11 protein-coding genes are annotated in these 14,948 nt (G+C 33.7%); 1 reads left to right on the top strand and 10 read right to left on the bottom strand.

Features of this window, described 5'->3' with window-relative positions; all coding sequences use genetic code 11:
• From WKU33_RS16660 to WKU33_RS16705, 10 genes are all read right to left on the bottom strand, one after another.
• Positions 1-1,824 carry a KAP family P-loop NTPase fold protein gene (locus WKU33_RS16660; protein ID WP_340455656.1) on the bottom strand — a complete coding sequence of 608 codons (1,824 nt, stop codon included), beginning with the start codon at positions 1,822-1,824 and terminating at the stop codon, positions 1-3.
• Between the two features lie 58 nt (positions 1,825-1,882).
• Positions 1,883-2,101 (bottom strand): hypothetical protein, encoded by a 219-nt coding sequence (locus WKU33_RS16665; protein ID WP_340455657.1) that lies wholly within the window; start codon positions 2,099-2,101, stop codon positions 1,883-1,885.
• Between the two features lie 154 nt (positions 2,102-2,255).
• Positions 2,256-2,699: a restriction endonuclease gene (locus WKU33_RS16670; RefSeq protein ID WP_340455659.1), complete on the bottom strand. Its 444-nt coding sequence runs from the start codon at positions 2,697-2,699 to the stop codon at positions 2,256-2,258.
• Positions 2,700-2,872: 173 nt separating this feature from the next.
• Positions 2,873-3,022, bottom strand: a complete 150-nt coding sequence (locus tag WKU33_RS16675; RefSeq protein WP_340455661.1) for a hypothetical protein — start codon at positions 3,020-3,022, stop codon at positions 2,873-2,875.
• Between the two features lie 141 nt (positions 3,023-3,163).
• Positions 3,164-6,415 (bottom strand): type I restriction endonuclease subunit R, encoded by a 3,252-nt coding sequence (locus tag WKU33_RS16680; RefSeq protein ID WP_340455663.1) that lies wholly within the window; start codon positions 6,413-6,415, stop codon positions 3,164-3,166.
• 43 nt (positions 6,416-6,458) lie between these two features.
• Positions 6,459-7,745, bottom strand: a complete 1,287-nt coding sequence (locus tag WKU33_RS16685) for a restriction endonuclease subunit S (protein WP_340455664.1) — start codon at positions 7,743-7,745, stop codon at positions 6,459-6,461.
• Entirely contained in the window at positions 7,735-9,252 is a 1,518-nt protein-coding gene (locus WKU33_RS16690; protein ID WP_340455666.1) for a class I SAM-dependent DNA methyltransferase, read from the bottom strand. The genes WKU33_RS16685 and WKU33_RS16690 overlap by 11 nt, the downstream gene beginning before the upstream one ends.
• Positions 9,253-9,269: 17 nt before the next feature.
• A complete protein-coding gene (locus WKU33_RS16695) occupies positions 9,270-9,863 on the bottom strand; it encodes a helix-turn-helix domain-containing protein (RefSeq protein WP_340455668.1) in 594 nt (197 codons plus the stop codon).
• A 694-nt stretch (positions 9,864-10,557) separates the two neighbouring features.
• Positions 10,558-12,384: a hypothetical protein gene (locus WKU33_RS16700; protein WP_340455670.1), complete on the bottom strand. Its 1,827-nt coding sequence runs from the start codon at positions 12,382-12,384 to the stop codon at positions 10,558-10,560.
• A 296-nt stretch (positions 12,385-12,680) separates the two neighbouring features.
• Positions 12,681-13,127 (bottom strand): ribbon-helix-helix domain-containing protein, encoded by a 447-nt coding sequence (locus WKU33_RS16705; RefSeq protein WP_340455672.1) that lies wholly within the window; start codon positions 13,125-13,127, stop codon positions 12,681-12,683.
• A gap of 420 nt (positions 13,128-13,547) precedes the next feature.
• On the opposite strand from WKU33_RS16705, the gene WKU33_RS16710 reads away from it, so the two are divergent.
• Positions 13,548-14,804 carry a replication-relaxation family protein gene (locus WKU33_RS16710; protein ID WP_340455674.1) on the top strand — a complete coding sequence of 419 codons (1,257 nt, stop codon included), beginning with the start codon at positions 13,548-13,550 and terminating at the stop codon, positions 14,802-14,804.
• Positions 14,805-14,948: the final 144 nt, after the last annotated feature.

Consider the following 14,948-nt stretch of genomic DNA (forward strand, 5'->3'; position numbering starts at 1 on the left):
TTACTCCTTCTTTAATTCTTTTTGAATTGCCGAAGCCAACTTATTATTCTCTTTACTCCATTTATCAGCTATGTCTTGGACTTCACTATGTTTATTTGTTGTTTCCATAAAGTCCCTAATCAATGGTAACATTGCTAAAGTAATTTTCTCACCATGCAATGAACTTAAATCGCTAATAACATTCGTAAATAATATCTCTTTGGTTTTACCCCATTCAAGGTATGATTTTAATACATCTTTATCTATAGTGGTTTCAATTATAATATTTGAGAAAACAGTTTGTAGTATTTCTATAGACTCATAGTCATTTATTTCTACAGACCCTTTTATTGCTTCGTTTCTTGCAGTTTTTGATTTACTTAATAATTTTTCTATTATTTGAACTGCATCGGGACTAAGTTTTTCTGAGCCATAATTGATTTTTTCTGATAAGGATTCTCTTGTAAAGTAAAAATATGGTCTAAGGTCAACATCTGCCAGTTTAGGCTCAATTTCACACCAATCTTGAACCCACTTATCGTCCTTCCATACCTTTAGTTCATTATTTTTATCTACTTCATTGTTTTCCAATTGTGATAAGCCCACTGAACTACCATTTGCTTCAATTTGTAACTCAGCAATCTTTCTAAACAATGGGGATTTAAAATATTCCAATAGCATGACTTTCGCAAGAACTTTTCTATCTAATATGATACCTTTATAACTTGCCATTTTTTCTCTCATTACCAACGAATTTAAAAATCGCTTACAGTGCCTTGGGTTGCCATTGAGTCCGTTTGCTAAGACCGAAGATAATTGTTTAGCAATATTTATACTTTCTTTAACTTTATCTGCAATATCCGGGGACTTTTCTTTGATTAATAAATATGTAATTTTAAAATCCAAAAAGTTCTCTAACTTCTTCTGTTCTAAAAATTTTATTATCCCTTCAAATTCATCATTATTTAAATCTTTTTGGAATAAAAGGCAAGTAATATAAAATTCTACTTCCCTAGCATTTAGTCTTGGTATTCTAATAGGATATTGGATAATTTTTTCCAAATACTCTTTACCTATATTTATTTGCTGTCCTTCTATTTCATTAAATTTTCTTTTTACCGCATATGCGATATGCCTTTCATCAGCACCTATGATGAAAACTGATTTTCCGGTAAATAAAAATAATCTAATTGCTTCTAATGTCTCTAAGATTGTATCAGGACTGCAACGGTCTAATTCATCAACAAATACAACTAATCTATTAATTTTAGTTTCACTTAATAGTTCTGAAAAGTTATTTTGAAATTCCTTAATATCCTCTCTTATTTCTTTATTATTTAGTTCATCCTTTATAGCTTGTTTAACTTTTTCTTTATCGATTGCCTTGCCACTTTCACCTAGTTTGCTCATAACATCTGATATTGTTAATTCAGCTAAGGTTCCTATTCCACCGGTTAAAAATAAATCTCCCCCGAATTTTGCAGTCTTCTTCAACAATTTAAATTTGTCTACGCTTTTATAAAGACCTGTTATACACTTTTTAGCAGTATCAGTAAGTGTCCGTTCATTTTGTATTGTATCTAGAATTGTACCCATTAATGCTGTTTTCGCATCCTCATACCCTTCAAATAACCATCCATTAAATATTAAACAAACGGTGTCATCTTTTCTTGTTTCAAATTCTTTCATGCTCATTTTAATTAAACTAGATTTCCCACTCCCCCAATCACCATAGACTCCAATACTTGAAGGTAAGAGTGCTTCATCTTCAATGATATCTGTAAGAATTCCTATTAAATAATCAAAATCTAAGAAGTCTAACTCTGTTTCACTATCTTTCCACATAGCCTCACCCTCCCTTTGCATAATTGATAAATAAGCTTACTAATATATTATAAGTCTTTTACTCAACTTCACTATCTAACATCCAAACTTTTTTAATAGGAATCTCCTTCTTAATATCATCACTTAGCTTTTCATAGTTCTCAAAGTTCTGTTGAATAATGGTTTTGGAATCCCAAAGGCATACCTTAAAGAACTGTTTAGGAAACTCTTTTGTTACAGAAGATTTAAAACCTCTCCATGAAACTAATAAGCTGAAATCCGCACCATAATTGCTCATTGTACCTACTAACTGATCTAATATCGGTCTATCAAGTGGCGTGTCCGATGTCTACTGTTTCTTCATTCTTAGCAAATAGTTCCTTCAAATATTTATTGTTTGGTATATGGCAATTACTATTAGGCATTTCCCTAATACTTTCTTTCTATATGTTCTACATTTTACAAACTGTCATAAAACCGTTGTAACCGTCCAGTGAATTTAATAAATCTTGATCAAAACGATCCTTTGGTATATCCTTTCCAATCCATTTCACATCACGGTAATGATAATAGGGAGTTCCAAGTGATTCATCATATACATAATCGCCAGCAACCTCACCTATATGTAATGTTCTATTAAATTTCGATGGTAAAACTATTAAATCATCTTGTTCTATCGCATGTGCAATTGGCCAAATTTGAGAAGCCCAGTTAATCGCTGTTTTTTCTTTATCTAAATCATAATGATCGATTAATCGTTTATACAGAGTTTCCTTTGACTCAATTTCTTTTAAATCTATATTAAGGTCATCCCAAGTAAGATAGACTCTATCGTCATCTAGAAACTTATTTTCAAATTCCCCTTGTTTCCCGGCACGAAATAACCAAACGGTCATAATTAAAACTCCTTTCTATAATTTATTACGATAAAACAGATAATGGTCTGCAACCTTACAGAAACTTCGTTGTTTTAGCAAAGGGACGGATCTTATATATCAATAAGTATTAGTATAGTCCCTTTGCCTTCTTAACTTTACTTACCTTAAAAATATCACTTTATTTTGTACAATTAGTTCTTACAACCATTTTTGTCACAGGTTATTTTGGAACTAGTATTTACCCAGTGACTTGATTCTTTATTCGTATTAAATCCGCAACCAGTGCTTCCACCTTTTGTCCCACCATGCACTATTCCAGTTGGTATGTGTTTAACAGCCATCTTTATCACCTCCTTAAATCTTTAAAGTTATATTTGAGGTTATCTGCCCTATAACATAGGAACAGTCACTCACATACACAAAAATGCCAGCCATCCATAAAAGTTCCTTTACCTAACCTTTTAGATGACTGACATTCGCTGTTATAATCTATATTCACCTTTTGATTCTGCTGCCTGTTGTATATCCCAATCCCTTACCTCAGTATTCTCCGCCATCAACTCTGCTTGATGCATAACAGTATCCAAAGCTTTTTTCGCCTGTTCTGGTGGATAATCATACTTCTTCAATAGCCTCTTAATAATTCTTCGCATTCCGGCTCGCGCACTCTTACGAACATGCCAATCAATTGTCATGTTACGTCTTACTGCCTGTGTAAGTTCGTTTGCTATTTTTAGTAATACTTCATCTTCCATTAACTCTTTTACAACGGATTCGGATGTTAAAGCATCATAGAAAGCTATTTCGTCATCGTTTAAACCTAAATCTTCTTCCTCTTGCCGTGCCTTTTTCATATCATTCGCCATTTGGATTAATTCTTCCATTACTTCAGCGTTAGTAATTGCTTGGTTTTTGTATTTATTTAAGGACTGTTTTAGTTTTTCCGAGTATTTCTTTGATTTAACGAGGTTACGTTTCTCCATCGTTTTGATGTTTCCTTCTAATAGCTTTTTAAGCATTTCAACCGCTAAGTTTTTATGCTCGTATGTTCGAACCTCTTCTAAGAACTCTTCCGATAAGATAGATACATCTGGATGTTTCAATCCCATTACTTCAAATACATCTACCGCTTCTTCAGATATAATAGACCGTTCAAGTAACTGGCTAACTCGTGCTTCTACTTCCTTTTTCGATTTACGTTTCGGTTGTTTTTCTTGAAGTTTATTAAGGCTCGCTTTAACTGCTTTAAAATAACTAACTTCTAGAGCTACAGCTTTACCTTCTTCTGTTGCTGCACATAATGAATGAGCCTTGGCTAGCTCAGTTGCTGTCTGTTTAAATTCCTTTTGTTCCTTTTCATTCTTACCGAAAATTACATTCATACCACCGGTAATGGCACGAATACGTCCTGCTTGTGATGAACTCATATAAGCCGAGTAATCATAACCGTGCATCAAATTTTGCAAGATTTCTAATTTCTCTTTCATTACACCCACAGCAGCTGAAGTATCAATACCTGTAGTTTTCTTATCACTGTCTGTATATTGATTTAACGCCTTTTTCAAGCTTTCTAATATTCCTATATAGTCAACAACTACCCCACCAGATTTATCTTTGAATACACGGTTAACCCTTGCAATCGCCTGCATTAAATTGTGGCCTTGCATTGGTTTATCGATATACATCGTATGCATGGAAGGAACGTCAAATCCGGTTAGCCACATATCACGAACAATAACCATTTTTAAGTCATCACTGTTATCTTTCATTCGTTTTGCCAATAAGTCTCGACGTTTTTTTCCACCAATGTGTGCCTGCAGTGCATCTTCATCCCCGGCACTACCAGTCATGACTACTTTTATTTTCCCTTTGTCATCGTCATTGGAATGCCAATCTGGTCGAAGTTTAACAATTTCATCGTATAGTGCAACACAAATTCGACGACTCATACAAACAACCATCGCTTTTCCATCAATTGTTTTAGCTTTTTCTTCGTAATGGTTGACGATATCTTTTGCTAACTTCTGAATTCGACTAGGTGAACCAACAATCGCTTCAAGCCTAGACCATTTAGATTTATATTTTTCACGGGTAGATTCTTCTTGATCTTCTGTAATCTCTTCAAATTCTTCATCAATTCTAGCTAATTCCTCTTCATTGGCTTCTAAACGAATAATTCGATTTTCATAATAAATTCGAACTGTCGCTTCATCTTCCACCGCTCGTGTCATGTCATATATATCAATATAATTACCAAAAACAGCCGGAGTTGACTTATCCTCTAGTTCAATAGGTGTTCCAGTAAAACCAATAAAGGAAGCGTTCGGAAGTGCATCACGTAAATATTTTGCATATCCATATTTCACATCGCCTGTTTTTGTATTTGTCTTTGCAGAAAATCCGTACTGACTACGGTGTGCCTCATCCGCGATAATAATGACATTTTTACGGTCAGTTAGGACAGGCATTTCTCCTTCTTCTTCCGGCTTAAACTTTTGGATAGTGGTAAAAATAATTCCACCTGATTGTCGTTCGTTTAAGAGATCGTACAATCCGTTTATTTCTTTAGACTTTTCATTAGCCTGTTGTTTTTTCTGCTCGTCAGTTAGCTTGCGAACATCTGCTTGTTTCGGAGCTTGTCTTAATAAATCCTGTGATTTAGAAAAAGTAGAGAATAATTGATCATCTAAATCATTACGGTCTGTAATTACGACAATGGTTGGATTATTTAACTGATTAATAAGCTGACCTGTATAGAAGACCATTGAAAAACTTTTACCAGACCCTTGGGTGTGCCAAATAACTCCAATTTTTCGATCTCCATTTTCACTTGTTGCTGTTTTAGTATGTTCTACTGCTTTTTTTACAGCAAAATATTGATGGTATGCAGCCATTATTTTAGCGATAGTCTTTTTATCACCAATTTTATTAAAATTTTCATCGCGTTCTTCTTCACTAGATTCCTGAAAAAGAATAAAGTTTTGAATAATATCTATCAAACGCTCTTTTGAAAGCATTCCTCTTAGCAACACTTCATACTGAGGTACTTCCAAGGGTTCGATTGTTTCTCCATCAACCGACCGCCAATTCATAAAACGTTCCTGATTAGCAGTTATAGTACCTACTTTAGCATTAATTCCGTCTGACAGGATGCAAAAAGCGTTATAGTAGAACAAAGAGGGAATATCCCGTTTATAAGTTTGGATCTGTGCATACGCATTATCAATACTTACATTCTCATCAGAAGCAGATTTAAGCTCAATAACAACAAAGGGAATACCATTGATGAATAGAACCAAATCTGGGCGTCGCTCTTCTTTTTCAACAATCGTAAATTGATTGACGACAAGGAATTCGTTATTTGATGACTCTGCGAAATCAATTAAAAAGGCCTTCATGGAACGATTTTGACCATCTTTATGAAAAGATACATCTATACCATCAGTAATCAGCTTGTGAAAATAGCGATTGTTTTCTTCAAGGCTTGGACTGTTAAAGGCAATGATTTGACGAAAAGCTTCTTCCAAGGCTTCGTGTGGCAAATGCCTATTATTCTTAAATAAAGCATCTTTTACACGGTCTTCTAGAATGACCGTTCGATAATCTTTGCGTTCAGGTCTCTCCCCATCAGGACTGATTTCTGGACCAAAGATATAATTATAGCCAAGCTCTTGAAGTATCTCTATTGCTGCTTCTTCCAGTTTATCTTCTGTAAAATTTTCTAGGAAACTCATTCACCTCTCTCCTTTCGATCAAACATTATTTCTACGTTTATCTTTACTTTGATAAAACTTCATCTTCCAGTGATACACGTATCTCACCAGAAATTAACTTTGGCAAAAGTGTATCTCGAAGGTTCACTAATCGTTTGTTCTGCTCTTCGAAATTTAAAATTATTTCTGCTAATATTTTTGTTTTTTGATTAAATTTATTTATTATTTCTTGAGAAGGTAAAATTACTTCAATCTTTTTTAATTCTCCTCCCGATATCTCCTTAAATGTAGAGCCAGACGCTCTATTTTTGATTGTTTTTAATTTACTTTTCAGTGTTTGAAAGACAAATTCTGTTCCAAAACCTTTATAGGGAACTACAGACTTAAAGCCTTGATTAGTAGATACTTCATTACTAGCTATAGCAATGTAGCCTATAGGCGCCCTAGAACTAAATAAAACTGAACCCTTTGGTAAAATCTTAGCACTACTATTGTTATAACCTTTTTCAGTTATATCAATAGCACCTCTCTCTATATATCTATTCTTAAAACCAGACAAATCTTTTGGTGTAATCCAAGGTATACCTTCTGAAGTATAATAATCTGTCTGTTTCTTAGACGGCGTACCTCCTCCGACTACTTCACCAATATCTTTAATTGCTCCTATTTTCCACGCTTTTGGAATCAACCCTAATTCACTTTTAACCATTTCTCCACCACTAGACTTATATGGCTCTCCATTTTCATTCGGAAACTCATAATCAACAAACCATTGTTTATACAAAGCTTGAGCTAATTCTTCCAACTTTTTAATAATTTGGTTATTGGTTTCTATTTTCATATCTACTGGTGAAAGAAGATCGACTAAATAATCTTGTTGTTTTCGAGGCGGGAGAAGAATTTCCATATTTGCATAGGTTTTTGCATTAATGTTCCTCCTAGTACTACCTGTGCTATAAGAAGAAACCCATCCTTTATATTCATTAGATAAAATATAATATCTCATAAATTTAGGATTTACCTTAGTTGGATCTAGGCTAAATTTAATTAAAAATCCAGCATATACCAACTCACCATCTGAACCATCATAAAAATAGCTTCTTCCAGTACTATTTCCTGTACGCGCAAATACAATATCATTTGGTTTTAGTAAATAATTCTTAGCCTTCTCATCATTTACAGACTTTAAATCAATTTTATTCAATGTACCATCGTCGTTAATATCCGTAATTCTTAAATAAGTATATAAATCATCAGAATATTCCACCGCAGAAGCAGCAATTCCATAACTACCTTTACCGTCAATAGATATTTCGCCTAATGTTACCTTTTTCCAATCATTAGATGTCATAACCAACCCCCCCTAAGTTCTTCCTAATTTCCTCTTCTAATTGGTGGGATTTGTTAAACAACTCTCTTAATTCATCAGTAATTGTTTCCATCTTCTCTTCAAAGGGGACACCATCATCTTCCATTTCCTCTAAACCAACATAGCGTCCGGGATTCAGTACATATTCGTTTTTACGAACTTCATCTAATGTAGCTGTTTTACAGAATCCTTTAATATCTTTATACTCTTTATCTGCTTTACGCCAATTTCTATAGGTTCCGGCTATTTTTTGAATATCTTTTTCTTTTAATTCACGTAAACGACGATCTACCATTTTCCCCATTTTACGAGCATCAATAAACAAAATCTCATTTTCATGACTGAGATAGTTTGGGTTATTTTTTTTATTACGATTTAGTATCCATAAAGAAACCTCGATACCTGTTGAATAAAATAATTTATCTGGTAAAGCAACAATAGCATCAACTAAATCGGCCTCTAATAAATTTTTACGAATTTCTCCTTCATTAGATGTATTGGAACTTAATGAACCATTCGCTAAGACGATCCCTGCTGTACCATTTGGCGAAAGGTGATAGATCATATGCTGCAACCAAGCGTAGTTAGCATTTCCATCTGGTGGTGTACCGTATTTCCACCGTACATCATCTGCTAATTCATTTCCTCCCCAATCACTAATATTAAACGGAGGATTAGCCAAGATATAGTCAGCTTTAAGTGTTTTATGGAGGTCATTATGGAAAGTATCCGCATGATGCTCTCCAATATTTCCTTCTAGCCCACGAATAGCAAGATTCATCTTACAAAGCTTCCAAGTAGTTGAGTTTAATTCCTGACCATAAATAGATAGGTTCTCTATTTTTCCTTGTCGGCGTTCTACGAATTTTTCACTTTGTACAAACATACCACCACTACCACAGCAAGGATCATATATACGACCCTCGTATGGTTCAATCATTTCAACCAATGTTTTTACAACACTTTGTGGTGTATAGAACTCTCCGCCACCTTTACCCTCTGCACTTGCAAATTTACCTAAGAAGTATTCATAAATACGACCAAGTAAATCTTTCTCTTCTTTACTGTGCAGTTTAATCGTTGAAATCAAGTCAATCAGTTCACCCAAACGGCGTTTATCAAGCTCTGGCCGTGCATAGCGCTTATCTAATACCCCTCGTAATGATGGATTTTCTTTCTCAATTGCTATCATCGCTTCATCAATGTATTGTCCAATTTTTGAATCTTTTGCATGGTCTTTAATGAAGTCCCAACGCGCTTCTTTGGGAACCCAGAAGATGTTTTCGTATGTATATTCATCACGATCCTCTTCAAAGCCATCGCCTTCTTCAACTAATTCGTTATATTTTGTTTCAAATTTATCTGAAATATATTTTAAGAAAATTAATCCTAATGCAACGTGCTTATACTCAGATGCATCCATACTTCCACGTAATTTATCCGCTGCTTTCCAAAGTGTTTCCTCAAATCCGATCTTTGCTGTCTCCATGCTCTAAAACTCCCTTTTTAATAGTTATGGTCATCTAATACTTCAAATAATTCGCTTTCAAACTCATCTTGTTCAGGGCCTGTAGAAACCCAATCCGGTAGTACCTCTAAATAATGTGCCAATCCCTCAATCGTTTTATGGAAAGTCGGTTCATGCTGTGCTTTATCTAAAAGTTCCAAAACTAACTTAAATGTATCTAAATAAGGCTGGTGTTCCGTTTTATTTATCATTTCCCGGAACTTTTCAATAAGCTTTGCCCTTTCAATATCATGCTCAATTTGATTTATTTCCTCTTTATCATAAACAGGAACTTCAACGAGATCGTTTTCCTCTCCAATTAGAAATTGTTCTTCATGTTTCATTATAACAGGTTGAAGATCTCGTTTTAGTTTCTCCTTTTGGATCTCCAGCTTTTCCAGTTCGGTTAATTCCTTAGAAAAGTATTTAGCCTCTATACCAAAAATATTCTCCAAAGTCGGTAGATGCTTTTTAGAGATGTTTTGCTTCCCTTTAATCCATAGGTTAATATTTTGCTTTTTAATGCCTAGTTTCTCAGCTAATTCAATATGCTGCATCCCATAAAGATCTAAGATGTATTCTAAACCTATCAATTGATCACCTACCTTTAAATATTGTCTGAGTCAATATATAGTTATATTGTAATAGGAAATTTGTTTACAGTCAATCATTGTATAAAGGCACTGTTCGAAAGTTTCAAAGTGAAGCTTATTAAACTTTATGGTGTCGTACATCTGAGATAGGGTTGCAAAAAACTATACTGGTACTGTTGCTCATGTCTTTTGGTAGCTATAGATTTAAGAAAGCAAAAATCATCCTTAGTAAATTACTCCTTATTTCTTTGACGTCAAACGTTGACTGATATAGGTTAGTGCAAGATTCACTTGATAACACAATGATCACTTAATATATAAATTAAAAAGCGATCCCTTTATATTTACTTCTATATAAAGGGATCGCTTATTTGATTAATCGAATTTAGTTTGTTCATATTTCTAGAGTGTTCCAAATACGTTCCAAATTACTAGTAGACTTTAGAACATCTGTATTCGAAAGTAACCCCTTATTTATTGGGATTTATCTACTATTTAATATAAATTGTTCCAAATATCCAATAATAAAATACGTTAATAGTAAGGATAGCAAGTACTACCAACTCGATAGGTAACTATAAAAAAAGTATGGTACAGAGAGGTAATTTTAGGAACAACAGAACATCTCGATGCAATGCCCTGATTACAGTACGTTCAGAGCGTTCCATTTGTTCCGAATTTTTTGGAACACAGTCTAGAACTTGCCATTGTAAAAGTAAATCATTGTATCAGGTAAATCAGGATGAATAATCCCATCTTGAATCAATTCTGGATTATCAGGATTTGTAAGCTGAATCGTCCATGCATGAAATTGTCCTTTACCAATTCGGGCCTTTTTAGTACCTTTAAAAAACGATTGATTTTGAATATCTTTGACAGCTTTATTACTTGTTGAATAAAATGGATGCTTCTCGTGATCTTTATACGCATCCATAACATTAGTGGGGGCTAAATACAGTAATACATTACCATCCTTTTGCTTTTTTAACTTATAATCAATGTTTGGTAACAAAACTCCATTATTCGCCAACAGACCAATCTTTGATAGGAATTTATTTGATGGATGGTCAGTCTCTGTCATTTGTTGCGTCTCTTTCATTTCCTTATAAACAAAAAGGTAGATTTCCTTTAACTCTTCCTTATCGTTTAAAAATATCTCTTCGTTAAAGTATTTATTTAATTGTTTTAATGCTGCAAATGCTCCAGCTAAGAATATTGCATAATTGCTTCTAACTCGCACATCAATATTAGTACAGCCCTGTTTAATAAAGTACTTGGTAATATCATCGTACAATTCCAAAACATTTGACTGCCATTCATGCGAGGATTGCATCAGGTATTGACCAACCCAAATTGGTATTTCACTCTCTCTCACTTCATTGAATACTTCTTCATTTTTTACAATATTGGATGAATCCATTAATACAGATCGCTGTATAATTGATGCAACACTAGTTAATACCTCTCCACCCAAAAATAAAGTGCCGCGTATTGGATAACGAATCACTGCATTTTCATCTTTATGACCACGTACCAGAGCTTGACGCATATAAATTACCTTTATGGCATCAGAATAATATTTAAAAAAATCTCTTCCTCTAGACCGATCATCTTTATCCTCAGCTTCATCTATAACAAAAGGCACATTTGCTCTTTTACTGATACCTTTTCTTAGAGCATCTAATGTAGGTGGAGTCGTGAGTGATACTTTCATACCAGAAAACTTTGAAAAAATATTCATACTTGCGCTCTTACCGCTTGATTGTTTCCCATAGATATATATAAAAGGAAAGCAGTCCGTTTTGGCACTTATTACATCAGCATGAAATGAACTAGCAATATATCCGAATGTAAGATAAAAATAATTGCCATAAAGTTTTTTTAAGTCATTAAAGAAATTAGTAATACTTGGTTTAGTTGGGCTAGCCATAATAGGTGGATAAATAACGTAGTCATCATCCTTTTCCAATTCTAATTTATAGTATTTATTATTAATTTCAAAAACACCGTCTTCATCTGGAAAATACACATTTCCTTGAAAATATGCATGATTAGGATAAAACCAGACATTATCACTTGAGTTGAAACCACTATAAGTTACGATAGTTAATTTTTTAGTCGTATTTGCCATTATAAACTCCGTTAAATCATCTAAATGATATTGTTTACCTCTCCAATTAAACATCCCATAACTCATACAAAATTTCTTAAAGGAATTTTGTATCGCCAAAGTCTCACCGTCTATTTCTATTACTTTTGAGTATTCTTTGGAGATTAATTTTAATATATATTTTACTTTTTTATTGCTCTCTTCCATAACGAATAGTGGATCAATAATAAAGTTTGAAAGTCTTTCTCCTTCAGTCTGTTTTTGTTTCGTATTTCTTTCATAGTAATATCTCTCCGTGCTGTTCATTAAAATTGTTAACTCTGTATCAAGTGCCATTTTTGCTTCCCAGAAGAGATAAATGCTATCACCTACACTAGTTTTAACATGCTTTACATCATTTACTTCTTTCATTAATAATCCTCCTAACATAAAATAACCCCAAACAACCATGACAGGAGTAAAACTCTCTGTTCATAGAATGATTGGGGTTCTCCCTTTGTTGTAATTGAATTTTCATTTACTTAAATGATAATTGGCTGTCACATTCTGCTTTCATATATAAATCCAAAATATTATAATGTTAAGATTTTAAAATTCTAAGAGGTTTTATAGATTTTTTATTGAATCTTTTTTCCCTCGGGCCTTTTAGCACTGAAGGTGAAAAAGGATATGTATGTCTACTTTAAACACACATACCCTTTTTCCTATTAATTTGAACGATACTTTTCCAATAACTCATACACGGCTAGCGTATACAAATCAGAAAGCCGTAAACGAGTTTTGGCAGCAAGCTCCTTCATTTCTTCAATATATTCAGGTTGAATCTTAATGGTTGTCCTAACTCCTTTATTAGATAAATCTAACTCCATTAATGCTTGATGAATAGTAATATTACCAACAATATTTGGTACTTGAGACGTTACAGGCAGATTCTTTGGTGCTGTCATTCGCTTCTTAGAAACAACGTCCTCATCCACTGGCTCCTTATCTGAATCACCTGTGTACTCCCACTCACCTTTTTGATTCAACGAATAGCCTAATTTTTTTAATCTTGCACGCAAAGTTGTATCCGCTAAGCCAAATTGCTTACTTAGTTCATAGATATTAGCACCTGTTTCATTCAAATGATTAATGATTTCTCCTGCTTTCTTCATCTGGCATCTTCCTTTCATAAAAAGTCATCAATAAGTGAATCAAATGATGTGATTTACATAAGCAATATACTTGAAGAACTCTTATATTCGAAGACCTGATGACTTAATTAATCAAAAGATGTTTATTTCAAAACAGAGATACCAAATTTAACAATACTATTCGAATATAAACAACCACCTGCTAAACTATTTAAAATACCTTACAGATACTAGCTTTATTTATTCACTCACTAAGAGAGTCACTTTATTAATTAGTAGGTGAGTCTATCATTAGTAGAATCACTTATTAATTAATGGGATGAATGCTTTAAGGTTCCGTTCTGACAAAGGTCTCTAGCACAAATTACTTTTTTGGGCTAAGAGGAGTTATACAAGCCGAACTTGATTACTTGAAATCAACTTTAAAAGGAGGAATTTGCAATGAGTATCATTAGCACATACAAACTGACTAATTGTTCTATGAAAATAATAGAATATCTTTTTTATTATCGAGGCATGACAGCCTTACAATTAACCCAGATGTACTATGAATTAGAAAAACCACTTTCTACCCAGAAATCAAACATTCACAACTACCTAAGTAAATTAAAGAAACAAAAAATCGTAGCCTCGAAGAAAGTTGAAGATCCTCTTCATCCCGGCTCGATTTATTATTTAACGAAAATGGGTTTTGAGGTAGTCAAAGCAATGCTCAATATCGATGTTGGTGCAAGTGAAAACGGATTTATCTTATTGAATGAAAGAAGTGGCATTCCAACTCAATCCGACTTACCTTATGAACTTTATCAGCCACCAAAACAACAAATAAATCATCATCTATTGTTGATAGACCTTTTTATTCAATTACGCATTCACTTTAGTGAGGAAGAGTCGATAGATCACCGTCTCTCCATGTATTGCTCAACCCAATATACACTTAACAGCAAAGATTACAAAATAAGACCAGACGCAGAAATTATGCTTCCAAATAAGGAGACGTTTTGGATAGAAGCAGACCGCTCAACAGAAAACCATACACAATTATTGGCTAAGTTTGAAAACTATAAGAACTACTTATCCTATTTAAAGAAACACGACCTGACCATTCCATTTAAAGGTATTCTATTCCTGACAGATGCAAAGCAACAGATATATGGATTGAAGCGACGCTGGACAAATATCTTATCAGCCTTCCTAAAGGAAATGTACCCATTCAATCAAGAAGTTCGATTAATTCTAACGCCTGTTAATAATCTAGAAGAAACTCTCCATTTTGAGATGAATCAAACCGCATTAAATCAGACAGCTAAACATCAAGTTTATGAAAAACTGCATCAAGAAGGATATGAAAAGGTGATTCCTTTCAGCAATACAGTTAACAAAACATTATCTTATGCTATTGCTATTAGCAAAAAGTCATACGACGTCTTCTTCTTGAATGTTAGTAATGCATTTGATTCATCCATGTACACACGTTTTCATCATTTTATTCAAGAGCTTGATAATATCCATCTGAAAAATGAGGTGAATGGATTACAGCAGCAAGGGGTTGGACAGGTAATATTTCATCTAGATAAGGAACCCTTTATTCTACCTGCTCTACAGGCAAGTTCATCCTCCGATAATAATTTAATGGAAGAGTTAGAGATGCTTAACAAAGATTTAGAATTTGTACAAGTAGGCTTATCAGATGAATAGGACAATAGTTCCTATACATTAATCGTTACAATCATTCGTTACCATAATACGTAACGTTTAGTCCAGCCCCTGCTACATGGGTGGGGAAGCAATTTTGCAAATCAAAAATGATATGGTAACCATTATTAGTAACTATGAATGGAT

It is taken from the genome of Oceanobacillus sp. HCA-5259 (genome assembly GCF_037892815.1).
Classification (GTDB): domain Bacteria; phylum Bacillota; class Bacilli; order Bacillales; family Amphibacillaceae; genus Oceanobacillus; species Oceanobacillus indicireducens.